Raw genomic sequence first — 23,416 nt, 5'->3', positions numbered from 1 at the left:
ATCGTAAAGAAATGCGGCGTTGGCGATTTGAATCGGCGCCGTCAGGCCTCGCTGCGCTTCTTGCCGATCCGCCAATACCGCCAGGGTGTGAACCAGACATAGCGCGAAGCGAGCACCTCCGGCACACGGTCTATGCCATGCGTGCCGAACGGCCCGCAGCGCAGCACGCGGAACAGGCCCATCCAGCCGCCGGCCCACAGGCCATGGCGGGCAATCGCCTCATGCGCGTATTCGGAACAGGTCGGCAGATGCCGGCAGGTATTGCCGACGAAGCCGGACAGCGTCAGCTGGTACAGCCGCACCAGCGACGTGCCGAGAATGCGGCCGGGCGTCTTGCGCCATGGACCGGGCCAGTTGCGCCCGCGCTGGGTCTGCCCGGCGGCATGTACATGCCGATGTTGGTCGCCCACCGCTGTCTCTTTCCGAACGTGACCCCGAAACCGGCTCCGGGTCAGCTTGCGTTTCCAGGCCGATAGATGTGGGCTTCGGCTGGCAAACGCAATCCCATTCACTCACTCGCCTCTTTCCTGGCTTCAGGGTCGCGCGCGGCGAAAGGGATGCCGCTCGGTTGGCTTTGCCCAGCGGCCGGCCGGCCTTTCCTCAATGCACGGGGCATGATGCCGCCTGTCGTCACGCCATTGAAACGTCGCGATCCGCATCACATCGCCAAAGATTTCCAGAAACTGGATCATGTCCGTGTCTCCTTTGAGAGCGATTAGACGCCCACTGGCCTTCGCCTTCAAACGAGTATAATTTCCGCTTCGGATAACTTTGGGTTATGCGAATGAAGCGCGGACGGCTGCCCCTGACGGCGTTGCGGAGTTTCGAGGCGGCCGGCCGGCAACTGAGTTTCAGCCGGGCCGCCGAGGAGCTGTTCGTCTCGCAGGCCGCGATCAGCCGGCAGATCCGCGAACTCGAGCAGTTCCTGCGCCGGCCCTTGTTCCACCGCCATCATCGCCGCGTCGAACTGACCGAGGCCGGCCAGCGCCTGCTCGATCAGCTGGTCAGAAGCTTCGACGACATCGACAGGCTGCTTTCGGACCTGGTGGCCGCTCCGGCGCAGTCGGTGGTCCGCGTCAGCGTCGAGCCATCGCTGGCCTCGGTATGGCTGTTGCCGCGGCTCAACCGCTTCAGCAAGCTACGGCCCGACATCGACGTCTCCCTCGAAGTCGACCCAAGGCCGATCGAGTTTCGCAGCGATCAGCCTGAACTCGCCTTGCGCTTCAGCGCACGCGCAACCTCATGGCCGCGCAGCGAGGCCGAATGGCTAGCATCCACCGTCGATTCCCCGGTGCTGTCGCCGGCCTTGCTGGCGTCGGGCCCCGCCTTGGACAAGCCGCTCGACCTTGCCCGCTACACGCTGTTGCACGAGGAAAACCGTCAAGGCTGGGCGCGCTGGTTCGAGGCAGCCGGTGTGGCCGCCGACGCCATTCCGGCGCGCGGCCCGATGCTGGCGGACGTGTCGCTGTCGAAGCAGGCGGCCCTGCTCGGCCACGGCGTGGCGCTGGGTGACCTTTTGCAGATCGGCGAGGAAATTGCGTCCGGCGCGCTGATCAAGCCGTTCGACATCGACGTCGCATCCGGCGCCTACTGGCTGGTCGCCAGGAGTTTGAAGGACCTGCCGGAGCCAGCCAAGGCTTTCGCCGATTGGGTGAGAAGCGAATTTGCCGAAAGCAGACGGGCGCAGGAAGCGAAGGCTGGAGCCTCCGGCTAGTCTGGCTTCTTGCCGTATTTGTCGAGGAGTTGGTCAAGCTCGTTCGCATCGATGCCCAGGGGCTTGTCCGACGTGTTCTCTCCCGGGTCGAATGTGAGGACGACATCACGCCACAGATCATAGTGGGCCGCATAGGATGTCAGCCCGGGAAACGGCGCGCAGCGCGTGATGGCCCGGATGGCGGACTCGGCAACCTTGTCCGGCGGCGGTGTCGCGGGACCGAGGATTTTTGGCGGCCCAGCAAGCGACCCGTCCTTGTTCAGGCTGATCTGGACGCGGGCAGTGCTGCGGGTGTTCACAGGTATGCTCCAGCAGACCTGAATTGCCTTCTTGAGATAGTCGCCGACATCGCGCTCTACGGCCACGTCCGCCCGGCTCACGCCGCTTCCCAGCGCAAGTGAACCGACAAGGCTCGCGGCAAACACCAGGTTCTGGCGGCTAAATAGCAAGGTCACGCGGCTTCTTCGGCGCGTTTCTTCTCGATCTGGCCGATGGCGTCGACGACCGCATCGAAGGTCAGCATGGTCGAGGCATGGCGCGCCTTGTAGTCGCGCACGGGCTCCAGATATTTCAAGTCGGCAAAGCGGCCTTCTGGCGGCGCCCCGTTTTCCTTGAGCATCTTCAGCATGGTGTCGCGCACCGCCCGCAATTCGTCGGCGCTGGCGCCGATGACATGCTGAGCCATGATCGAGGACGAGGCCTGGCCAAGCGCGCAGGCTTTTACGTCATGGGCGAAATCGGTGACGACGCCGTCACCCATCTTGAGGTCGACGGTCACTGTCGAGCCGCACAATTTGGAATGGGCGCGTGCCGTCGCATCCGGATGATCGAGCCGGCCGATGCGTGCGATGTTTCCGGCAAAACCCAGAATTTTCGCATTGTAGACGTCGTCAATCATATTTTTCCAATCCGTCGCCGCCCAGCGAACAGCGATTGCCGCTATGGCGTCTTTCATTCGCTGGGCACGACCATATATAATGCTCGCAGTCGGGTATCGACAAGGCAACGCAAAGCCACTGTTCATGCCCATTTCGTTCACGCCGCTTACGGGCTGGAAACAGGCGAGTTTTCAGCACCCGAAAGGTCGTGGTCCGTTCAACTCGTTCCTCCTGAGAGAGGAACTACGGGAGACGCCTTTATGGATGCCGTCATCAAGAAAATCATGCCTCCTTCCGACTATCTGGAGAAGCCGGTTACCGACAGGCCGAGCGAGGCGGAAGTCGAGGCCGCCGTGCGCACGCTGTTGCGCTGGACCGGCGACAATCCGAACCGCGAGGGCCTGATCGACACGCCGAAGCGTGTGACCAAGGCCTATCTCGAAATGTTCAACGGCTACGACATGTGCCCGGCCGAAGAACTCGGCCGCACCTTCGAGGAAGTCGCCGGCTATGACGATCTCGTCATCGTCAGGGATATCCAGTTCCATTCGCATTGCGAGCACCACATGGTGCCGATTATCGGCAAGGCACATGTCGGCTATCTGCCGGACGGCAAGGTTGTCGGCCTGTCCAAGATCGCGCGCGTCGTTGATATCTTCGCCCATCGCCTGCAGACGCAAGAAGCCATGACCGCGCAGATCGCCGGCGTCATCCAGGACGTGCTCAACCCGCGCGGCGTCGCCGTCATGATCGAGGCCGAGCATATGTGCATGGCCATGCGCGGCATCCGCAAGCAGGGCTCCACCACGCTGACCTCGACCTTCACCGGCGTGTTCAAGGACACGCCTGAGGAACAGGTCCGTTTCGTCACCATGGTGCGCGGCCTGGGTGTCTAAGCCCCCGCCGGCATCGCTAGATCAAGGACCGGCGATGTCGGCACTAACATTTCCCAAGGCTTCATCGGACAAGAAGGCGCTGGAAGAAGGCGCGGTGTTTTCACCGCGCTTCGACGCCAGCGGTCTCGTCACCGTCGTCGTCACCGATGCCGAAGATGGCATCCTGCTGATGGTCGCGCACATGAACACGGAGGCTCTGGCGCTGACGCTGGAAACCGGCATTGCCCATTACTGGTCGCGCTCGCGCAACGCACTTTGGAAAAAGGGCGAAACCTCCGGCAATTTCCAGCATGTCGTCGAGATCCGCACCGACTGCGACCAGGACGCCTTATGGCTTCGCGTGAAAGTGTTGGGCCACGACGCAACCTGTCACACGGGCCGGCGTTCATGCTTTTATCGGACGGTGGGGTTGAACGACGGCAAGGCGACGCTTGCCGACGGTGGCAGCAAACCGCTGTTCGATGCGGAAAAAACGTATCGGAAGCCTGCGTGAACCATTCGACAGTCGCAAACCACTCATATTCACTATTTTCAAACGTCCTTCCTTTAGAACGGACGTGGGACATGGGAGATCATGATGCTCGAATGGGCGTCATTGCGCAGCAGACCAGACGTGCGGGAGGCCAATGGCCCCTCATCGTCCGGTGGCGTGCCTGACCCGCAACCCGCGGGCAAGACAGGCATTTCACTCGCACTGGGCGGCGGCTGCGCTCGCGGCTGGGCGCATATCGGCGTGCTGCGCGCGCTGGATGAGGCTGGCATCGAAGTCTCGATGATCGCCGGCACTTCGATCGGTGCGCTGGTCGGCGGCTGCTATCTCGCCGGCAAGCTGGACGAGCTCGAGGAATTCGCCCGCAGCCTGACCAAGCGCCGCATCTTCGGCCTGCTCGATCTCAATCTGCGCGGCAGCGGCCTGTTTGGCGGCATGAAACTGGACGCCAGGCTGCGCGAACACATGGTCGGCATCCGCTTCGAGGACCTGACCAAACCCTTCGTCGCCGTTGGCGCCGAGATCCGCACCGGCCATGAGATCTGGCTGTCGAGCGGTTCGCTGATCACCGCCATGCGCGCTTCCTATGCGTTGCCCGGCGTGTTCGAGCCGGTGAATTGCAACGGCCGTGTGCTCGTCGACGGCGCGCTGGTCAACCCGGTTCCGGTCTCGGTCTGCCGCGCCTACGAGCAACCGTTGGTCGTCGCGGTCAACCTTCACTACGATCTGTTCGGCCGCGCCGCCGTCATCAAGCACAGCGCCGGCGAACTGCTCATCGAGAAGGACGCGCCCCGGCCGGGCCAGGCCGACCCCGACCACCAGGCGCACCAGACGCGTCTCGGCATCACCGGCGTCATGGTCGAAGCCTTCAACATCATCCAGGACCGCATTTCGCGCGCCAGGCTAGCCGGCGATCCGCCCGACATGTCGCTGCAGCCCAAACTCAGCCATATCGGCCTGACCGAATTCCACCGCGCCGACGAGGCGATCAGCCTCGGCTACCAGGCGACGATGGCGCAGATCAGCGAATTGAAGCGGCTGCAGACGGTTCTCGCCTAAGCCAATCCGACGACATCAGGCCTTTGCCGCATCGGTGATGCGAAACTGCACTGTGCGGTTGCCGTTCCAGTAGTTGCCCGACAGCGAGCCGGCGACATGGATCGTCTTGCCGAAGCGACGACGAACTGAGACAAACGCACTAATTTGACTGCTTGTCACTGCATACGGAAAGTCGCCGAAGGAGCTCGGCTGTCTGTGCACAGACAAGGGTATTGGCGATGCCATGCCGGGAGGCCGTTTCGAGTAAGTTGGCAGCGCCCACCACATTGTGGTTTCGAGTCGTCTCCAACAGCGCGATGTCCAGCAAAAATGGCGCCAAGGCTCGCTGTTCAGACAGATCGAGCTTCTGGAACGTCGACTGCCAAGGCGTATCCACGACGCGGATCGCGCTGAGAAGCTCTTCAATCAAAATCGCCGGCGCGAGCTCGCCGACAATGCTGGACGGCGGCGCGTTACCAGGGCGCAACGACAGCGCACAAAGCATGCCCATGACGTAGGCTGTGTGATATGAGGCGGCGATTGCGTACTTGGTTCTCTCGTTGCCCTCGAGGTGGCCGAACTTCTCCGGAACTCCGTTGCCAGCGGGTAGAAACCCAAATCGATCTTCAAGTTCCGCCAACACACGCAACCCGAACGCGGCCGCAGGAGACCAAGGCGCTGCGACAAGAGGCCAGATCATCAGCGTTTCCGCAGCGAGGTCAAAGTCTTCGACAAGAAGACTTCGCGCAAGTAACCCTTCCGATTCCCCAATAATTTCCAATCGATCGCGAGGCAATTGGCGATTGGCATATCCGAAATCTGTGAAATACATGAACGTGTGAGTGTAGGCGTAAGCATCCTCGCGGCTGCCCCACAATAAGTCGAGGGAGTTGTTCATCACCGAGTTCACAGCGATAAGATCGAACTCTGGACCCGGGGGCGTCTGGCTCCACAATGATCGAAGCCACAGTCCTTCCAGTGCGCGATGGGGTACTACTTCCCTGCCCCGATGTGCCAAGGCTTCAGCGCTCAAGGCCAGCAGGCAATCGAAGCGTGCATCTTTAAGTCCGAGTTGGGTGAGCAAGATATGCGGCATCCCCAACTGAAAGCAGATAGTCGGGTACAGTGCGATTGCAAATGCCGTGCGATCCGCTCTCGCCAGCAATGCCAAATCACGCAAAAGCTCATCGACCTGGCTGTCCAGCCGCGCCGACCCTGTGACCGCGCGAGCCGCGTACAGAAACATCGCGGTTTCGGCAAGCGGCTTGTCGGGACCGAAGCTGTCTTCGAGCGCCGCCTCGTCGCGGTAACCGTCTGAACCGAGAGCGCCAATTGCCCGCTTCGCAATCTTTAACGCGAGCGACAACCGGCGCTCTAGATCATCCCGAGTCAACATGGAATGTCCGGGCGCTTACTCACATGCTTCGCAGCAGAAGTCGCGGCGAGAGAGCATGCCCTGTGCCAGATTCGAAGTTCCGACCTCAGCCGATAACCTCTGCGGCGATTCCACGCCCACTGAGTCTCTTTTCCAGGGCGCCATCTATTGGGCCGATGTTGAAACAGGCAAGAATGTTGTAGTGCCCAAAGCGGACCCCATAGTCCCCGCTGCCGGATGCGGCAATGCTGGCTCCGTGCTCGGCTACAAATTTGCCCAACGCCCCGAAGTCGACAGCCTTGGAAGAAATAAACTTTGATACAATTTCTTCATGTCTGATTACAGGCATTTCCAACCTCCATCAAAACAAACAAATAGATCAGCATTCGCGCCAAAAATTCTACGCTTGCGAACCGAGCGAGTCTAGAGGCCCCAACATGTGGCGTCATTTTTACTTATTGATCGATGCCCTGAATCATAGTTAACAGCCACGATTACCAACAGGTGGTAGATGACAACTGTCTACACTACTAATGCGTGTCACCAAAATTTGTAGGCGGACACGTCAGGCCTTGGCCGCATCTATGATGCGGAACTGCACCGTGCGGTTGCCGTTCCAGTAATTGCCCGACAGCGAGCCGGCGACATGGATCGTCTTGCCGCGGTTCTTGAACAGGAATTCGCCGAGCGCGGTATCGACCGCGCGAAAGGCGATCGCCTGGATGCGGCCGCCGGCATCGGACTGCAAATCGGCGCGGATGTGGTTGGTGCCGACGGCCCGCGCGTCTGCCAGCCGGTGGCGCGGCAGCGCGAACACCGGCGCGACATGGCCGGCGCCGAACGGCCCGGCCTTTTCCAGCGCGTCGAGCAGGGCAAGCGTCGCGCCTTCGGCGGCGAGCGCACCGTCAATGGCCAAGCTTTCCTCATCCTGCAGCCGGAACACTTCAGCCGCCGCGCGCTCCTCGAAGAAGGCCCGGAGTTCACCGAGCTTGGCGCGTTCGACCGTGATGCCGGCCGCCATGCCATGGCCGCCGCCCTTGACGATCAGCCCGGCGTCGGCGGCTTCGCGCACCAGTCGTCCGAGATCGAAGCCCGACACCGAACGGCCCGAGCCGGTGCCGATGCCATTTGAGTTGAAGGCGATGGCGAAGGCAGGTCGCCGCGCATGGTCCTTCAGCCGCGAGGCGATCAGTCCGACGATGCCCGGATGCCAGCTGGTGCTGGCGGTGACAATGACGGCCGGGCCATTGCCGCCGGCAAGCTCGGCATCGGCCTCGGCGCGCGCCGCGGCCAGCATCTCGAGCTCCATCTGCTGGCGTTCCTGGTTGAGCCGGTCGAGCGTCTCGGCAATGGTGCCGGCCTCGACCGGATCGTCCGTGGCGAGCAGCCGGCTGCCCAGCGCCGCATCGCCGATGCGCCCGCCGGCATTGATGCGCGGCCCGATCAGATAGGCGAGATGAAAGGTGCTGATCGGCTCGCCGATGCGCGACACCCGCGCCAATGCCGCCAGCCCCTCATTCTTCTGCTGGCGCGCCATCTGCAGGCCCTTGACCACGAAGGCGCGGTTAACGCCGATGAGCGGCACCACGTCGCAAACGGTGGCGAGCGCAGCGAGATCAAGCAGCGACAGCAGATCCGGCTGCGCGGCATCGGGCATGCGGCCGCGCAAAATCCTCGCCGTCTGCACCAAAGCGAGGAAGACGACGCCGGCAGCGCACAGATGGCCTTGCCCCGACAGATCATCCTCGCGATTGGGATTGACGACCGCGGTCGCCTCCGGCAGCGCACCGCCGACCTGATGGTGGTCGAGCACCACGACATCGGCGCCTGCGGCTTTGGCGGCGTCGATGGAGACAGCGCTGTTGGTGCCGCAGTCCACGGTGACGATCAGCCTCGCGCCGCGCGAGACCAGTTCGCGCATCGCCTCAGGATTGGGGCCATAGCCCTCGAAAATACGGTCCGGAATATAGATCTCGGACGGCACGGAGAAATGCGTCAGGAAGCGCTTCAGCAGCGCCGACGAGGCGGCGCCGTCGACATCGTAGTCGCCGAAAATCGCCACCTTCTCCTTGGCCATGACCGCCTCGGCAATACGGCTGGCAGCCTTGTCCATGTCGGTCAGCGAGGCCGGGTCAGGCAACAGGTCGCGGATCGTCGGATCGAGGAAGCGCTCGGCCTGGTCGGCGGTGACGCCGCGCCCGGCGAGCACGCGCGCGACAATGTCGGGCACGCCATGGCCCTGCGCGATGGCAAGCGCCGTCATATCCTGCCGTTCGCTCAGCCGGTGTTCCCAGGAAACACCGGTCGCCGACTGCCTGACATCGAGGAAGAGGCGTTTGTCGCCCGTCATATGACGCGTCGTCTGCAGATTGTCATTTCAGGCAATATGCGACGGCTAAACAGGAAAGTCTCAAAACTTTTCCAGATCCTGGTGGCGCGCCTTGATCTCGCGCACGGTGCGCGACGACGAGCGCAGCACGATGGTGTGCGTGGTGATGAAATTGCCGCCGAACTTGACGCCGGCCAGCATGTTGCCGTCGGTGACGCCGGTCGCGGCAAACAGCACGTCGCCGCGCGCCATGTCCTCGGCGCGATAGATCCGCTTCGGATCGGCAATGCCCATTTTTGCCGCGCGCGCCACCTTTTCTGCCGTGTCGAGGATCAGCCGGCCCTGCATCTGGCCGCCGGTGCAGCGCAGTGCCGCCGCCGCCAGCACGCCCTCTGGCGCACCGCCGGTGCCGAGATAGATGTCGATGCCGGTCTCTTCCGGGTCGGTAGTGTGGATGACGCCGGCGACATCGCCGTCGCCGATCAGCCGGATCGCCGCACCCGTGGCGCGCACAGCCTCGATCAGCCTTTCATGGCGTGGACGGTCGAGGATGCAGGCGGTGATTTCGGACACCGCGGCGCCCTTCGCCTTGGCCAGGCTGGCGATGTTTTGCGCCGGCGAGGCATCGATGTCGATGACGCCTTCGGCATAGCCCGGACCGATGGCGATCTTGTCCATGTAGACGTCGGGCGCAAACAACAGGCTGCCCTTTTCGGCAATGGCGATGACGGCCAGCGCATTGGGCAAGTTCTTGGCGCAGATGGTCGTGCCTTCGAGCGGATCGAGCGCGATATCGACCGCCGGGCCTTTGCCGCTGCCGACCTCCTCGCCGATATAGAGCATGGGCGCTTCGTCGCGCTCGCCCTCGCCGATCACCACCGTGCCCTTGATGGCGAGACGATTGAGTTCCTGGCGCATGGCGTCGACGGCGGCCTGGTCGGCGGCTTTTTCATCGCCGCGCCCGCGCAATCTGGCGGCCGCGACAGCGGCGCGCTCGGTGACGCGCACGACTTCCATGGTGAGTATCCGGTCGAGACCGGCGACAATATTCTGGGCCACATTCATCAGGGAAATCCTCGTTCGCACGCGCCTCCGCCAAGGGCCTGCCTCTTGTGTCAAAGCTCCATGACAACGGCAAGACTTGGCCGCTCAATTTTTCGAAAGCGCAGCAATATCAATCGATTAAAGAAGAAAAAGGACTTTCGCTACCCAGCCCGCTCGATGCGGATCACCTGCGGCTTGTCGGTGAGATGGCCGTCCTTGGTGATGCCGTCGACGGCCTTGCGCACCGCGGCTTCGGTCGTCTCGTGGGTGACCAGGATCACCGTCTTCTGCGCATCGGTTTCCGGTCCGGCCGCATGCTGGACGATCGATTCCAGCGAAATATCGTTGTCGGCCATGCGCTTGGCGATCGCGGCGAAGACGCCGATGCGGTCGTGCACGGTCAGGCGGATGAAGTAGCCGCCGGCATGGCTGCGCATCTGCGCCTTCTTGTAGGGGCGCAATTCCTTGGCCGGCAGGCCGAAAACCGGACCATGCTGGAAGCCCGGCCGGCTCTTGGCGATGTCGGCGATATCGCCGACCACCGCCGACGCGGTGGCGTTGCCGCCCGCACCAGGACCGGAGAGCAGCAATTCGCCCAAAATGTCGGTTTCGATGGCGACCGCGTTGGTGACGCCATGCACCTGCGCGATGACCGAAGCCGTCGGCACCATGGTCGGGTGCACGCGCTGCTCGATGCCGCTGTCGGTGCGCTGCGCCACGCCCAGCAGCTTTATCCGGTAGCCGAGATCGCCGGCAGCGCGGATGTCGGCCTGGCTGATGTTGGAAATGCCTTCCATATAGATATCGTTGGCGGCGATTTTCGTGCCGAAGGCCAGGCTGGTGAGGATCGACAGTTTGTGCGCCGTGTCATGGCCCTCGATGTCGAAGGTCGGATCGGCCTCGGCATAGCCCAGCCGCTGCGCGTCCTTCAGGCACTCGTCGAACGAGATGCCCTCGGCCTCCATGCGGGTCAGTATGTAGTTGCAGGTGCCGTTGAGGATGCCGAAGACGCGCGTGACGGAATTGCCGGCCATCGCCTCGCGCATCGTCTTGATCACCGGGATGCCGCCGGCAACCGCGGCCTCGTAGTTGAGCAGCACGCCCTTCTTCTCGGCGATTTCTGCCAGCGCCACGCCGTGCTTGGCCAGCAGCGCCTTGTTGGCTGTGACGACATGGCGTCCGGCTTCAAGCGCTGCCTTGACCGACGCGCGCGCCGGCCCTTCATCGCCGCCTATCAGTTCGACAAAGACGTCGATCTCGGCGTTCTGCGCCATCTTGACCGGATCGTCGAACCATTTGGCGGCGGTGACGTCAACGCCGCGATCGCGCTTGGGATCGCGGGCCGAAACGGCCGTCACGACGACGTCGCGGCCGCATTGCCGGGTCAGCTCGGCCGCCTTGTCGCGCAGCACGCGCGCCACCGAAGCGCCGACAGTGCCGAGACCAGCAATTCCAACACGCAACGCTTCAGTCATTGGAGAGTCTGCTCGCTAGCTAAAAATGGATTTTCGACCGCAACAAGATCGCCGTCGTTCCTTCGGGTCACGGTCACTATAGTCCCAGGTTGAAACTCCCACACTTCATCTGCCGGTATCGGCTGCTCCAAGATGAGATACGTGGTCGGATCAATCTTCCTTGCTTGCACCGGTCGCCAAACCAAAACCGCTTCGTCGATCAATTTGACATAAACGATGGCTTGAACGTTCATGCTGGCGGGTTTGGTCATTCGCCTATCGCTGAATGGCTTAGCGATGCGCGGCGAGCGGCACCACATTGTTCGGCTGCTTGGCGCTGGACGCCAGGAAGCGCTTGATGTTGCGCGCCGCCTGCCGGATCCGGTGCTCGTTCTCGACCAGTGCGATGCGCACGTGATCGTCGCCATGCTCGCCAAAGCCGATGCCCGGCGCCACCGCCACGTCGGCGTGCTCGATCAGGAGCTTGGAGAATTCGAGCGAGCCGAGATGCTTGAACGGCTCCGGGATCGGCGCCCAGGCAAACATCGAGGCCGCGGGCGCGGGAATGGTCCAGCCGGCGCGGCTGAAGGCGTCGACCATGACGTCGCGGCGCTTCAGATAGACCTCGCGCACTTCGGCGATGTCGGCGCCGTCGCCGTTCAGCGCATGCGCCGCCGCGACTTGGATCGGCGTGAAGGCGCCGTAGTCGAGATAGGACTTCACCCGGGTCAGCGCCGAGATCAGCCGCTCATTGCCGACGGCAAAGCCCATGCGCCAGCCCGGCATGGAGAAGGTCTTCGACATCGAGGTGAACTCGACGCAGACATCCATGGCGCCCGGCACCTGCAGCACCGAAGGCGGCGGATTGCCGTCGAAATAGATCTCCGAATAGGCAAGGTCCGACAGGATGATGATGTCGTTCTTCTTGGCGAAGGCGACGACGTCCTTGTAGAAATCGAGCGAGGCGACCAGCGCCGTCGGGTTCGACGGATAGTTGAGGATCAGCGCCAGCGGCTTCGGGATCGAATGGCGGACACCGCGCTCGAGCGCCGGAATGAACCCGTCATCCGGCTCGACCTGCAGCGAGCGGATGACGCCGCCAGACATGATGAAGCCGAAGGCATGGATCGGATAGGTCGGGTTGGGGCACAGGATCACATCGCCGGGCGCGGTGATCGCCTGCGCCATGTTGGCGAAGCCTTCCTTCGAGCCGAGTGTGGCCACAACTTGCGTGTCGGGATTGAGCTTCACGCCGAAGCGGCGCTGGTAGTAGGCGGCCTGGGCGCGGCGCAGGCCGGGGATGCCGCGCGAGGAGGAATAGCGATGCGTGCGCGGATCGCGCACCACTTCGCACAATTTGTCGACGATCGCCTTCGGCGTCGGCAGGTCCGGATTGCCCATGCCAAGGTCGATAATGTCGGCGCCGCGCGAACGGGCACTGGCCTTCAGCCGGTTGACCTGCTCGAACACGTAAGGCGGAAGCCGGCGGACCTTGTGAAATTCTTCCATGTCAGTTCCAGACGATTAGAATTGGCTTTGGCAGAGTTGGCTAAGCGCCTTGGGCAAAGGCGGCTTTCGGCGCGCCATATAGCTCTATTTGCAGGTAGGGTCGAGGGCGGGATCGCATTTGGCCTCGATCTGCTTCAGCGTGTCCTTGCCATGGTTCTTCGCCAGCGAGTTCAGCGCCGCCGGGCTGGTGGACGGGACACCGCCGCCGCCCTTGCTCTGCTGCCCCTGCTGTTCACCCTTCAGCAGGGCAAGCTTGGCCTGGGTCTCCTCAGGGGTCAGCTGCTTTGCCGCCACCTGCGGAGGGATGTTGAGATTGGGATAGGAGCCGGTGTCCTGCGGGCCCTGGGTCAGGCCGGTATTCATGCCGTTGCCGGTGTTGGCGCTCGTGCAACCGCCCGCTGCCAACACCCCTGGCGCCAGAAAAGCTGTCGCAACAGCGATGCGGCAAAAGCGGCCTGCCCCCGAAAAAATGGTCTTGCCGGTGTTAATCGTCATATTGTTTTCCTGGCAGCCGGGGTACAGCGCATTGGACCCGGTCAGATGTCCCATGATAATATGTCAAGAAAACGCCTCGGGAGGAACCCCGCGAGCCATGTCCAAAACACCTGATTCGAGCAAAGCGGAAGATGATCAATCTTCGACCGTCGAGCAATATCTGGTGAAAGACCCGGAACGCTTCGCGTTGAACATGGCGCGCATGGTCGAACAGGCCGGCAAGGCGGCCTCCGCCTGGGCCGAGCCGCGCGAAAAGGGCGAGGTGCGCGATCACGTCGCCGAGCCCGTGGTCGACATGGTCAAAACCTTCTCCAAGCTCAGCGAATACTGGCTGGCCGATCCGCAACGCGCGCTCGAAGCGCAGACGCGGCTGTTCGCCGGCTACATGACCGTCTGGGGCAATGCCATCCAGCGCATCAGCCCGAATGCCGAAGCGCCGGACGACGCGGTCAAGCCGGAGCGCGGCGACAAGCGTTTTCAGGACCCCGAATGGGGCCGCAACGCTTTCTTCGACTTCCTCAAACAGGCCTATCTCGTCACCTCGCGCTGGGCGGCCGACCTGGTCGAGCACGCCGAAGGCCTCGACGACCACACCCGCCATAAGGCGAGCTTCTACGTCAAGCAGGTGTCCAACGCCATCTCGCCGTCGAACTTCATCCTGACCAATCCGGAGCTGTTTCGCGAAACCGTCGCTTCCAATGGCGAAAACCTGGTGCGCGGCATGAAAATGCTGGCCGAGGACATCGCCGCCGGCAAGGGCGACCTGAAGCTGAGACAAGCCGACTATTCGCCGTTCGAAATCGGCAAGAACGTTGCCATGTCACCCGGCAAGGTGGTCGGCCGCAGCGATGTCGCCGAGATCATCCAGTACGATCCGACGACCGAGACAGTACTCAAGCGCCCGCTGCTGATCTGCCCGCCATGGATCAACAAATACTACATCCTCGATCTTAACCCGCAAAAGTCCTTCATCCGCTGGGCGATCGAGCAGGGCCACACCGTCTTCGTCATTTCCTGGATCAACCCCGACGAGCGCCACGGCGCCAAGGGCTGGGAAGCCTACATCAGGGAAGGCCTGCAATACGGCCTCGACATGGTCGAGAAGGCGACCGGCGAGAAGGACGTCAACGCCATCGGCTACTGCGTCGGCGGCACGCTTTTGGCGGCAGCCCTCGCGCTGCTGGCGCAGGAAGGCGACAACCGCATCAAATCGGTGACCTTCTTCACCACGCAAGTCGACTTCACCCATGCCGGCGACCTGAAAGTCTTCGTCGACGAGGACCAGGTCTCGGCCGTCGAGAAATCGATGAACGAAAAGGGCTACCTCGACGGCACCAAGATGGCGACCGCCTTCAACATGCTGCGCTCGGGCGACCTGATCTGGCCGTACGTCATCAACAATTACATGCGCGGCAAGGATCCCCTGCCCTTCGACCTGCTCTACTGGAACGCCGATTCCACCCGCATGGCGGCGGCCAATCATTCCTTCTATCTGCGCAACTGCTATCTTGAGAACAATCTAACACGAGGCGTGATGGAACTCGCCGGCCGCATTGTGTCGCTCGCCGACGTCACCATCCCGGTCTACAATCTGGCGTCGAAGGAAGATCACATCGCGCCGGCGCTGTCGGTGTTCCTCGGCTCGCAATATTTCGGCGGCGACGTCGAATATGTGATGGCCGGTTCCGGCCACATCGCCGGCGTCGTCAACCCGCCGGCAGCCAAGAAGTACCAGTACTGGACCGGCGGCAAGCCGGTGGGCGATTTTGGCCAATGGTTCGCCAATGCGGTGGAGCATCCCGGCTCCTGGTGGACGCACTGGCAGCACTGGATCGAGACCCAGGACGACACCCTCGTTGCGGCCCGCAAACCGGGCAAGCATATGAAAACCCTGGGAGATGCCCCCGGCACCTATGTCAAGGTGCGAGTGTAACGGCTGGCACCTGTTGCAGGTGCCTATGTGTAACGACATGTAATGTCTGGTGAGTTGACGGACCGGCAAAACGGGGCGAAATGGTGTCGTCAACCATTAAGAAGCCTCAATTCGCCTCCAACGAGCGATTAATTCAGAGGCTTGCAGAATTGACACAAGTCTCGTTTCCGGTTTGGGAACACAAGGTTATTGGACGTGAACGCTTCGACGCCGCACCAATAGCAGGCCGACCGGACACCGAGGGGGAATTTAGTTTTGAAATCAGTAGGATCGCGTCTCGCGGGGAGAGAGGGTCGCACTATAGCGGCAGCGCTTTTCTCCGTGCTTCTGGCGTCCTGCACCTCCGCCGGCGACCCGACAATGTCGGTCGGCATGCCCGGCTATAATGCCACCGCTTCTGACATAGCCGCGGCCTCCGGCACCAGCACTGGGGCATCGGGCGATTCGACCGCGCAGGTCACATCGACTGCGCAGATCACATCGACAGGTCCGCAGATGATGATGACGGCCGCGGGCGATGCGACGCTGCCCGAGCAGGTCGCCTACGTGCCGATGGCCAAGCCCGGAACCGGCTTCCCGGTCACCGTACCCGCCGGCACCGACACCATCGTCGGCCAGACCCCGCAGGCGCTGCAGCAGCCGGCGCAGACCGCGGCCGCAACGGACGCTGTGGCGCAGAAGATTGCCGCCGCCGATGCTGGCGTGACCACACCGAAACCGACCGCCGCAGCCCCTTCGACCAATGAAGTCTACGTGACGGCCGCCGCTCCCCAGCAGGTCGACGCGCCAAAGAAGGGCTTCCTCGCTTCGCTGTTCAGCACGGCACCAGCCTCGGCTGCACCCGCGCCGCTGATCAACTCCCGCTCGGGCGAACAGCCTGCGGTTGCTGCCCAGCCCAAGGCGGCGCCGGCAAAGCCGATCGTCACGCTGGCCTCTGCCACCTCGGCCGACAAGCCGATACAGTTGGCCTCGCTCGGCGACGACAGCAGCAACCACATCACCGGCAGCGATGCGCTGCCCGGCGTGCGCCAGACGGCGCTGTTCGAGATCAAGCGCAAATCCGGCCTCGACGACGAAAGCGACGTCGACCTGAACGAGGACGAAGGCTCGGGTGGCAGCTATCAGGTGGCGTCGGCCGCCGGCCTCGCCCGGCTGGCGCCCAACGGCCTGTTGAAGCAGAACGAAAGCGTCGACGTCGCCTGCCTGAAGCCGTCGCTGGTGCGTGTGCTGAAGACCATCGAGGGCCATTACGGCCGCAAGATGATGGTCACCTCCGGCTACCGCGACCCGGCCCGCAACCGCCGCGCCAACGGCGCCAAGAATTCGCTGCACATGTACTGCGCCGCCGCCGACATCCAGGTTCCCGGCGTCTCCAAATGGGAGTTGGCGAGCTACATCAGGACCATGCCCGGCCGCGGCGGCGTCGGCACCTACTGCCACACCGAATCCGTCCACGTCGACGTCGGTCCCGAGCGCGACTGGAACTGGCGCTGCCGCCGGCGGGGCTGAGCCGAAGCCACCGCGACTTCGTCATCCTTGGGCGTAGCGACGCGAAGCGGCGCGCAGACCCAAGGATCCATGCCGAGACTCCAATCGGAGAACGCAGCGGAGCAGATTTCTTCTACACCGTAGCGGCGCCTGCAGGTCGCGGCATGGATTCTCGGGTCTGCACCGAGTCGCTACGCTCCTTGCTCCGCCCGTGGATGACGACCGTGAGGAGCGTTCCGGCTAATCTCCAGACAAAGCACTATCATAAGGACCGGAAAACCCTGCGTCGGCCTCACCGAAACAGCCGTTCTCGCCGCTCTTGAAAAAAGTTGTCGCATCTGGCGGCTGATGGGTTGCCGGTTGGCAACAACGCAATTATAAGCCGCTTCGTCTAAGCGCGCCCATCGTCTAGCGGTTAGGACACCGCCCTTTCACGGCGGTAACAGGGGTTCGATTCCCCTTGGGCGTACCAGATCTTTCAATGACTTGATCATGATCCGATGTCTGCGGACCCGATATGGGACCCGAAATGCATCTCCGCGTCGGCGCAGGTGTGACCTTGAGTCGCAAACTAGTGGCTTCAAAAACCGGGCGCCGGGGTTCATTGACGGTGCGACCACCACCATATGCTGATCCAAAGCCCTCCAAATCGAGAGAAGCTAGCCCGACGGGTCGCACTGCGGCTGTCAGCCGGCAATGGCTATGAACCAAGGAACCTGAAAACCATCATGCCTCAAAATGTCAAACTAGCTTCAAGAGACGTCCCCCTCATTCAGCTCGGCGTCCATCAGTGCCGCTTCCCGGTGAGCGAAGACCAGTCAGTACCTGGCGGCTACCGTTTTTGTGCAGGGGCAACTTCGCCGGATCGCGTCTACTGCGATCACCACCACACCGTTGTGACCGCCGTGGACCCGCGTCGAGCCCGTCCGGGTCTCCAGATTCCCCACCGGCGCGCCGCTTAGGTTACGAGGCCACAAGCCACCCCTACCCCCCGCCGCAGACCAAGCCGGCGGCGGGTGCAGTAGGTTACCAGCGCGAACTGAGCGGTGTCCGCGTTGCGGGCTATGCGACTTCCTGTTGCAACTCTGCAGCGGCGGGTTCAAGCGGTGAGGCGATGATTTGGCGCCCCAACGTCCGCCATTTCTGTGCTACAATGCACCGCTGCGCTTCCGTGGATTGACCCGCGAGGAGGATCAAGCATGTCCGACCGCGCCGACGTAGGTCCTCTGCAACCGGGCGAACGAGCGCCCAATTTCGTACTCGACGCGATTACTCGCGAGGGCAAGATAGCTATCGACGATTTCCGCGGCGAGAGGCCAGTGCTGGTTGGGCTGTATCGAGGTCTGCATTGTCCGTTCTGCAGGCGTCATATCGCGACGGTTTCGTTGCTCACACCAGCCCTTAACGCAAAGGGCATCGAAAGCCTCACGGTGGTGAACACGCCCATCGAGCGGGCGCGCCTTTATCTCCGATACCATCCGATGGTTGGTTTGCTTGCTGCATCCGATCCGGAGCGCGTTTCACACCGCGCCTTTGGATTGCCCAATATGCAAATAACTGAGGGCGAGAGCGCATTGCCGCACAAGGTCTCAGTGAACGATCTGAATGCGATGCGGCTCAACGTGCCGGGCGAAATGCCTGAGCCGATGGATCCGTTCGCCACGCTCGAATATCTGAACAAGAAAGACAACTACGATATCACTGAAGCGGACCAGGAAATGATGGCGACCGGCGTCGGCCAGCTCACCGGCCAGTTCCTGCTCGACCGCAACGGCGTCGTGCGCTGGACGTTCTCCGAGGTTTTCGATGGCGGCTTGGGCGCCCACCCGAACTCTGAGGCGATGATGTCGGTCGCGTCGCATATTGGTCAGTAGCGGCGCAGCGCGCTGAGCGGGTGCACGAACAGCAGGTGTATGCAACCCCGTTAGTTCGAGCCGGGGTTGACGTGCTCGGCGCGACGCGTTTCACCCGCACATCGCTGAATTTCACCAGGGGTGGAAACGCGCTGTTAACGTCGTTCGCGGGTGACGGTATGTCGGCCCTGGTTCGAAAGTGTAAGTTCCATTCGCTCTCAACCGTGGAGGTCGGGAATGAACTTGCTGCGAACAGCGCTTTTGTGCGCGGCCATGATCGGCTCGGCAGGACTATCGGTGGTTCGTGCCGAGGATCAGCCTGTTCCGCTGACAGCGACACCACAACAGCCGCCGGTTCATTGCGAGGGGCAAAATTGCTTGCCGCCGGCCGAAGACCACGTCGAGGCGTGCAAGGGGCAAGATTGCACGCCGGTACCCGCGACCGACCAGGCGCCTGCTCCCGAGATCGAACAGGTCAAGTAAGCAGCATTGGCCAGTATCCCGCAGCGAAACCGGCACCGACTATCAGTTCGGAACCAGTGGCGACGCCTCTTCGCACCGATAAACCATGCACTGGCCGTCACTGGCCGGCACATACCTGGCCTTCGGCACGGCAGGAGCATCACACTCATTGCCGAATTGGCGGACATAGCGGTCATAGGTGTTTGGCCCGGTGGACAGCACAGCGGCACGCTGGCTCTGGATCAGCGCCTGGGTCTGCGCGCAGGTCATTTTGCGCGTGTCAGGCCGGGCGTCGGCGAAATTCGTGGCGGCAATGACGATCGCTACCGAGCAAAACATAATCTGGCGTATGGGCATGATGGCATCCTGGCAAAAAAATCGTGCCGCGAAACTCGCACCTTGTGACCCGATTCCGCAACCTTTGAGCTGTCACGATGCAGCGAGCGAGGCCGGAAGCGCCTCCCCGCGCAGCCACTCCCATGTTCCCCGCACGTCGACATCCCGAAGCCGATCCTGCGTGGAGATTGCATACCATCCGCGACCGGCATCCAGCACGTGCTCGAAAGGCTGCACGAGCGCCCCAGCAGCAAGCACCGGCGCCGCCAAAAACAGGCTGCCCAGCGCCACGCCCTGGCCGTGCTCGGCCGCCGCAAGTGCGAGGTCGCTGTCGCTGAAATTGCTGCCGTGCCAGGTGCCGTTCGGCTCGACGCCGGCGCTGCGCAACCAGTCGGCCCAGCCGGTCGGCCGCTCATCGTGGATCAGCGGAACGCCAAGCAGGTCGGCGGGTGTACGCAGCCTGCTGGCCAGATCCTTCGTCGCGACCGGCGACAAAAAATCCCTGGCGATCAGCAGGCTTTCGCAGCCTTCCGGCGGCGCATCGGCGTATATGATGGCGAGGTCGAGTTCCATGGTCTCGAAATCGACAGCGGCGCCACTGGTATCCAGCCACGGCTCGCAGGCAGGCACGGCAGCGCGAAGCGACGGCAGGCGACTGAGCAGCCAGCGCCGGGAAAAATCGCGCGGCGCGTAGATCACGACGCTGCCTGGTTTTCGATAGGGCTCCAGCCGCCGATACCCCTCCTCCAGAAGGTCGAGGCAGCGGCGCACGGTGCGCTGATAATCGCGTCCGGCATCCGTCAACCGCACTTCGCGGCCGAAGCGCATGAACAAAGGCTGCCCGATATGGCCTTCGAGCAGTCGCATCTGGTGGCTGATCGCCGACTGGGAGAGGCCGAGTTCCTCGGCGGCGCGGCTGAAGCTTTCCAGGCGCGATGCCGCCTCGAACCCCTTCAGGAACTGCGTCGGCGGAATGTGCCGGAACTTCACCATTCATGAATTCCATTCACTGAAAGCAGGAACCCTTCTCAGTTGTACGGCGGCCGATGCCGATTAACAATGAGTTCAATACATGAATGGAGAGTTTGATGAACGCCATCGAATGGCCGGCGCAGCAGTTGAAGATCCGCCGTCCGGCGGAGTTCGAGCCGCATGCCAGGACATGGATGGCGTGGCCGCATCGACGCGACATGTATGGCGAGACGCTTCCCGCCATGCAGAAGGCCTATGCCGATGTCGCCCACGCGATCGCTGAGTTCGAGCCGGTCACCATGGTGGCGCATCCCGACCATGCCGGCGGCGCCCGCGCCCAGCTTGGCAATGGCATCGAGGTGATCGAAATTCCGATCGACGATTGCTGGATCCGCGATTCCGGCCCGACCTTCCTGAAACTCGCCGATGGCAGCCTGGCCGGCGTGTCCTGGCGCTTCAATGCCTGGGGCCGCAAGCACGAGCCCTATGATCAGGACAATGCTCTGGCCGAGCGGCTGTTGGCGCGCGAGAATGCCCACATCCTGCGCTCCTTCCTGCATTGTGAAGGCGGCTCGCTGACGACCGACGGTCAAGGCACGCTGATCGCGACCGAAACCAGCCTGCTTCACTCCAACCGCAATCCCGGCATCTCCAAGGCCTGGGTGGAAAAGGAATTGCTTCGCATGCTCGGCCTGGAAAAGGTGGTGTGGCTTCCCGGCGATCCGCTGGATCTGGAGACCGACGGCCATGTCGATGGCATGTGCTGCTTCGTCAAGCCCGGCGTGGTGATGTTCGAATACAATCCCGATCCGTCCGACCTGCACGGCCGCATTCTTGCCGACAATCTTGCCGCCCTTGCCGGCCAGACCGACGCGCGCGGCCGCAGTTTCGAGGTCATCCCCATCCCCGAGGCCTATGACGTCGAGGCGACCAGCGCTGTGTTTGCCCGCTCCTACATCAACTTCGCGCTCGCCAATGGCGGCGTCGTCATGCCGGATTTCGGGCGCCCCTCGAGCGTAGAAGCCAAGGCGGCTGTGGCGCGTGCCTTCCCGGACCGCCGCATCGTCACCGTCGATGTCGGCGCCGTCGTGCCGGCGGGCGGCGCCATCCACTGCATTACCCAGGAACAACCGGTCTAGCAGCAATGAAGGTACTATGGACGCGACGTCACGCCATTTTTGCCACAGCAGGATTAGCACTCATGCCTGAGATCGCGATCAAGAAAGCCAGGGCCGAAGACTGGATGGCCACCGCGCCGTCCGAGAGCGAGCCGCATGCCAGGACCTGGATGGCTTGGCCGAACACGCCGGCGGTCTATGGCGGATCGGGCGCCTATTACGAGAGCGTGCAGGAGACATTGGGCAGGCTCGCCGCAGCAATCGCCGAGAACGAGCCGGTGGCAATGGCCGCTTCAGCAGATCAACATGAACTGGCGGCAAGGTTGTGCGGGCCAAAGGTCGAACTCGTCGACATCGCCACCGACGACATGTGGATGCGCGATTCCGGCCCCGTGTTCGTACGCGCCGAGGATGGCACCATTGCCGCCGTCGACTTCCGGTTCAACGGCTGGGGCGACAAGCAGGCGCATGCCAGCGATGCCGGCATCGCCCGCAAGGTCGCGCAACACCTCAATGTGCCCCGCCACGTCGCCGCAATCCGTGGCGAAGGCGGCGGCATCGAATATGACGGCGACGGCACCTTGCTTTTGGCCGAAAGCTGCTGGGTCAACGACAACCGCAATCCGGGTCTCTCGCGAACCGAAATCGAGCGGCAACTGAAGACCATACTCGGCGTCGAAACGGTGATCTGGGTTCCCGGCGTGCGCGGCCTCGACATCACCGATGGCCACATTGACGGCTCGCTGCGCTTTGTCAAACCGGGCCTGCTCATCGCCAGCAGCGTGACCGGCGACACCTCCGAATGGGGCATTGCCCATGCCGAAGCGCTTGCCATCCTGGCCAGGTCCAAAGATGCGCGCGGGCGCAGCTTCGAGATTGTTTCCATCTCCGCAGCCACCGATGTGCGCTCGACCAGCGACGATTTTCTGACCAGCTACGCCAACTACTATATCGGCAACGGCGCGCTCTACACGCCGCAATTCGGCGACAGAAAGGCCGATGTTTTTGCCTTGGAAACGCTCGGTCGGCTGCACCCGGATCGCCGCGTCGTCCAGCTCGACATGGACCGCATCTACGAAAATGGCGGTGGCATCCATTGCGTCACTCAGCAGCAGCCCTTGTGAGGTGAACCATGCGCCAGTTGATCGCGGCCGCTGTCCAGATCGCTTGCACCGATGAGGTCGAAAGCAACCTCGACAGACTGGAGCGTCATGTCCGCGAGGCCGCCCGGCGCGGCGCCGGGCTCGTCGTGCTGCAGGAGCTGTTCGAAGGCGTCTACTTCTGCATGGACGAGGACATCAGGCACAATGTCCGTGCCCTCCCCCTCGATGGCCACAAGACCATCGCCCGGATGGCGGCGCTGGCGCGCGAAACCGGCGTCGTGCTTCCGGTGTCGCTGTTCGAGCGCGACGGCGCGCGACTGTACAACACGCTGGTCATGATCGACGCCGACGGCAAGGTGCTTGGCCACTACCGCAAGAGCCATATCCCGAACAGCCCAGGTTATTCCGAAAAGCTCTATTTCGCCGATGGCGACACCGGCTTCCGCATCTTCGAAACCGCCGCCGGCAAAATTGGCGCCGGCATCTGCTGGGACCAGTGGTTTCCCGAGGCCGCCCGCGCCATGGTGCTGATGGGCGCCGAGGTGCTGATCTATCCGACGGCCATCGGCTCGGAACCATCGTTTCGCGGCTGGGATTCGCGCGACCATTGGCAGCGCGTCATGCAGGGCCATGCCGGCGCCAATCTGACCCCTGTCATCGCCGCCAACCGGGTCGGCGTCGAGACCGGTGAAGCCAACGAGATCGTCTTCTACGGCTCGTCCTTCATCACCGACCACACCGGGGCAAAACTGGCGGAAGCCGACCGCGTCTCCGACGGCGTGATCACGGCGGCGCTCGACCTCGACGAGATCGCTGAGGCAAGGCGCAGCTGGGGCGTGTTCCGCGACCGGCGCCCCGATCTCTACGGCGTGCTGCTGGAGCCGACGCCGGGACGCCTGCTTGCCAGAAATGCAGCCTGACTGAACGGC

The 23,416-nt window shown here is 62.8% G+C and carries 27 protein-coding genes and 1 tRNA gene; 13 read left to right on the top strand and 15 right to left on the bottom strand.

Going from position 1 to position 23,416, the window contains the following annotated elements:
• Positions 1–41: 41 nt before the first annotated feature.
• Entirely contained in the window at positions 42–410 is a 369-nt protein-coding gene (yidD, locus tag AC1DYJ_RS12415) for a membrane protein insertion efficiency factor YidD (RefSeq protein WP_477281151.1), read from the bottom strand.
• A 123-nt stretch (positions 411–533) separates the two neighbouring features.
• The gene (locus tag AC1DYJ_RS12410; RefSeq protein WP_477281149.1) at positions 534–692 is read right to left on the bottom strand and encodes a hypothetical protein; all 159 of its coding nucleotides are present in this window, start codon (positions 690–692) and stop codon (positions 534–536) included.
• Positions 693–784: 92 nt separating this feature from the next.
• Here AC1DYJ_RS12410 and AC1DYJ_RS12405 point away from each other — a divergent pair, with 92 nt between their 5' ends.
• Positions 785–1,714 carry a LysR substrate-binding domain-containing protein gene (locus tag AC1DYJ_RS12405; protein WP_477281147.1) on the top strand — a complete coding sequence of 310 codons (930 nt, stop codon included), beginning with the start codon at positions 785–787 and terminating at the stop codon, positions 1,712–1,714.
• Here the strand turns inward: AC1DYJ_RS12405 and AC1DYJ_RS12400 are convergent.
• Positions 1,711–2,169, bottom strand: a complete 459-nt coding sequence (locus AC1DYJ_RS12400) for a cell envelope integrity TolA family protein (RefSeq protein WP_477281145.1) — start codon at positions 2,167–2,169, stop codon at positions 1,711–1,713. The two genes, AC1DYJ_RS12405 and AC1DYJ_RS12400, sit on opposite strands and share 4 nt — an antisense overlap.
• Positions 2,166–2,612, bottom strand: a complete 447-nt coding sequence (locus tag AC1DYJ_RS12395; protein WP_477281143.1) for an iron-sulfur cluster assembly scaffold protein — start codon at positions 2,610–2,612, stop codon at positions 2,166–2,168. Before AC1DYJ_RS12395 ends, AC1DYJ_RS12400 begins: the two co-directional genes overlap by 4 nt.
• 240 nt (positions 2,613–2,852) lie before the next feature.
• Between AC1DYJ_RS12395 and folE the strand changes: the two genes are divergently transcribed.
• The 3 genes from folE to AC1DYJ_RS12380 all read left to right on the top strand — a co-directional run bounded on the left by folE (position 2,853) and on the right by AC1DYJ_RS12380 (position 5,037).
• A complete protein-coding gene (gene folE / locus AC1DYJ_RS12390; RefSeq protein WP_477281141.1) occupies positions 2,853–3,488 on the top strand; it encodes a GTP cyclohydrolase I FolE in 636 nt (211 codons plus the stop codon).
• A 34-nt stretch (positions 3,489–3,522) separates the two neighbouring features.
• Positions 3,523–3,981, top strand: a complete 459-nt coding sequence (gene hisI, locus AC1DYJ_RS12385) for a phosphoribosyl-AMP cyclohydrolase (RefSeq protein WP_477281140.1) — start codon at positions 3,523–3,525, stop codon at positions 3,979–3,981.
• An 84-nt stretch (positions 3,982–4,065) separates the two neighbouring features.
• The gene (locus AC1DYJ_RS12380) at positions 4,066–5,037 is read left to right on the top strand and encodes a patatin family protein (protein ID WP_477281138.1); all 972 of its coding nucleotides are present in this window, start codon (positions 4,066–4,068) and stop codon (positions 5,035–5,037) included.
• A 15-nt stretch (positions 5,038–5,052) separates the two neighbouring features.
• Here AC1DYJ_RS12380 and AC1DYJ_RS12375 read toward each other — a convergent pair whose 3' ends face one another.
• The 9 genes from AC1DYJ_RS12375 to AC1DYJ_RS12335 form a co-directional block, all read right to left on the bottom strand.
• Positions 5,053–5,196 carry a hypothetical protein gene (locus AC1DYJ_RS12375; protein WP_477281767.1) on the bottom strand — a complete coding sequence of 48 codons (144 nt, stop codon included), beginning with the start codon at positions 5,194–5,196 and terminating at the stop codon, positions 5,053–5,055.
• Entirely contained in the window at positions 5,177–6,412 is a 1,236-nt protein-coding gene (locus AC1DYJ_RS12370; protein ID WP_477281136.1) for a DUF6895 family protein, read from the bottom strand. The genes AC1DYJ_RS12375 and AC1DYJ_RS12370 overlap by 20 nt, the downstream gene beginning before the upstream one ends.
• An 85-nt stretch (positions 6,413–6,497) precedes the next feature.
• Complete coding sequence (locus AC1DYJ_RS12365) at positions 6,498–6,740, bottom strand: hypothetical protein (RefSeq protein WP_477281134.1); 243 nt, start codon at positions 6,738–6,740, stop codon at positions 6,498–6,500.
• 216 nt (positions 6,741–6,956) lie between these two features.
• Positions 6,957–8,741, bottom strand: a complete 1,785-nt coding sequence (gene recJ, locus AC1DYJ_RS12360) for a single-stranded-DNA-specific exonuclease RecJ (protein ID WP_477281132.1) — start codon at positions 8,739–8,741, stop codon at positions 6,957–6,959.
• Between the two features lie 60 nt (positions 8,742–8,801).
• Entirely contained in the window at positions 8,802–9,785 is a 984-nt protein-coding gene (glpX, locus tag AC1DYJ_RS12355) for a class II fructose-bisphosphatase (protein ID WP_477281130.1), read from the bottom strand.
• 140 nt (positions 9,786–9,925) lie between these two features.
• Positions 9,926–11,239, bottom strand: coding sequence for a homoserine dehydrogenase (locus AC1DYJ_RS12350; protein WP_477281128.1), 1,314 nt, complete (start codon positions 11,237–11,239; stop codon positions 9,926–9,928).
• Positions 11,236–11,490, bottom strand: a complete 255-nt coding sequence (locus tag AC1DYJ_RS12345; protein WP_477281126.1) for a hypothetical protein — start codon at positions 11,488–11,490, stop codon at positions 11,236–11,238. Before AC1DYJ_RS12345 ends, AC1DYJ_RS12350 begins: the two co-directional genes overlap by 4 nt.
• A 19-nt stretch (positions 11,491–11,509) precedes the next feature.
• Positions 11,510–12,727, bottom strand: coding sequence for an LL-diaminopimelate aminotransferase (locus tag AC1DYJ_RS12340; protein WP_477281124.1), 1,218 nt, complete (start codon positions 12,725–12,727; stop codon positions 11,510–11,512).
• An 84-nt stretch (positions 12,728–12,811) separates the two neighbouring features.
• Positions 12,812–13,222, bottom strand: a complete 411-nt coding sequence (locus AC1DYJ_RS12335) for a hypothetical protein (RefSeq protein ID WP_477281122.1) — start codon at positions 13,220–13,222, stop codon at positions 12,812–12,814.
• Positions 13,223–13,319: 97 nt separating this feature from the next.
• Here AC1DYJ_RS12335 and phaC point away from each other — a divergent pair, with 97 nt between their 5' ends.
• The 6 genes from phaC to AC1DYJ_RS12305 all read left to right on the top strand — a co-directional run bounded on the left by phaC (position 13,320) and on the right by AC1DYJ_RS12305 (position 18,979).
• Positions 13,320–15,155 carry a class I poly(R)-hydroxyalkanoic acid synthase gene (gene phaC / locus AC1DYJ_RS12330; protein WP_477281120.1) on the top strand — a complete coding sequence of 612 codons (1,836 nt, stop codon included), beginning with the start codon at positions 13,320–13,322 and terminating at the stop codon, positions 15,153–15,155.
• A gap of 360 nt (positions 15,156–15,515) precedes the next feature.
• Positions 15,516–16,664, top strand: coding sequence for a YcbK family protein (locus tag AC1DYJ_RS12325; RefSeq protein WP_477281118.1), 1,149 nt, complete (start codon positions 15,516–15,518; stop codon positions 16,662–16,664).
• 376 nt (positions 16,665–17,040) lie between these two features.
• A tRNA-Glu gene (locus tag AC1DYJ_RS12320) sits at positions 17,041–17,115 on the top strand.
• Between the two features lie 154 nt (positions 17,116–17,269).
• Entirely contained in the window at positions 17,270–17,605 is a 336-nt protein-coding gene (locus AC1DYJ_RS12315) for a GcrA family cell cycle regulator (protein ID WP_477281116.1), read from the top strand.
• 237 nt (positions 17,606–17,842) lie between these two features.
• Positions 17,843–18,517 carry a peroxiredoxin-like family protein gene (locus AC1DYJ_RS12310; RefSeq protein ID WP_477281114.1) on the top strand — a complete coding sequence of 225 codons (675 nt, stop codon included), beginning with the start codon at positions 17,843–17,845 and terminating at the stop codon, positions 18,515–18,517.
• 216 nt (positions 18,518–18,733) lie between these two features.
• Positions 18,734–18,979 (top strand): hypothetical protein, encoded by a 246-nt coding sequence (locus AC1DYJ_RS12305; RefSeq protein WP_477281112.1) that lies wholly within the window; start codon positions 18,734–18,736, stop codon positions 18,977–18,979.
• Positions 18,980–19,021: 42 nt separating this feature from the next.
• Here the strand turns inward: AC1DYJ_RS12305 and AC1DYJ_RS12300 are convergent, their stop codons facing one another.
• Together AC1DYJ_RS12300 and AC1DYJ_RS12295 are read right to left on the bottom strand one after the other, a co-directional pair.
• Complete coding sequence (locus AC1DYJ_RS12300) at positions 19,022–19,315, bottom strand: hypothetical protein (protein ID WP_477281110.1); 294 nt, start codon at positions 19,313–19,315, stop codon at positions 19,022–19,024.
• A gap of 72 nt (positions 19,316–19,387) precedes the next feature.
• Entirely contained in the window at positions 19,388–20,287 is a 900-nt protein-coding gene (locus AC1DYJ_RS12295; RefSeq protein ID WP_477281108.1) for a LysR substrate-binding domain-containing protein, read from the bottom strand.
• 95 nt (positions 20,288–20,382) lie between these two features.
• On the opposite strand from AC1DYJ_RS12295, the gene AC1DYJ_RS12290 reads away from it, so the two are divergent.
• From AC1DYJ_RS12290 to aguB, 3 genes are all read left to right on the top strand, one after another.
• Positions 20,383–21,405 carry an agmatine deiminase family protein gene (locus AC1DYJ_RS12290; protein ID WP_477281106.1) on the top strand — a complete coding sequence of 341 codons (1,023 nt, stop codon included), beginning with the start codon at positions 20,383–20,385 and terminating at the stop codon, positions 21,403–21,405.
• A 62-nt stretch (positions 21,406–21,467) separates the two neighbouring features.
• Complete coding sequence (locus AC1DYJ_RS12285) at positions 21,468–22,508, top strand: agmatine deiminase family protein (RefSeq protein ID WP_477281104.1); 1,041 nt, start codon at positions 21,468–21,470, stop codon at positions 22,506–22,508.
• An 8-nt stretch (positions 22,509–22,516) separates the two neighbouring features.
• Positions 22,517–23,407: an N-carbamoylputrescine amidase gene (aguB, locus tag AC1DYJ_RS12280; protein WP_477281102.1), complete on the top strand. Its 891-nt coding sequence runs from the start codon at positions 22,517–22,519 to the stop codon at positions 23,405–23,407.
• The last annotated feature ends 9 nt before the right edge of the window (positions 23,408–23,416 follow it).

This window comes from Mesorhizobium sp. P2_B11 (assembly GCF_056404855.1).
This window is presented reverse-complemented; position numbering and strand designations above follow the sequence as displayed.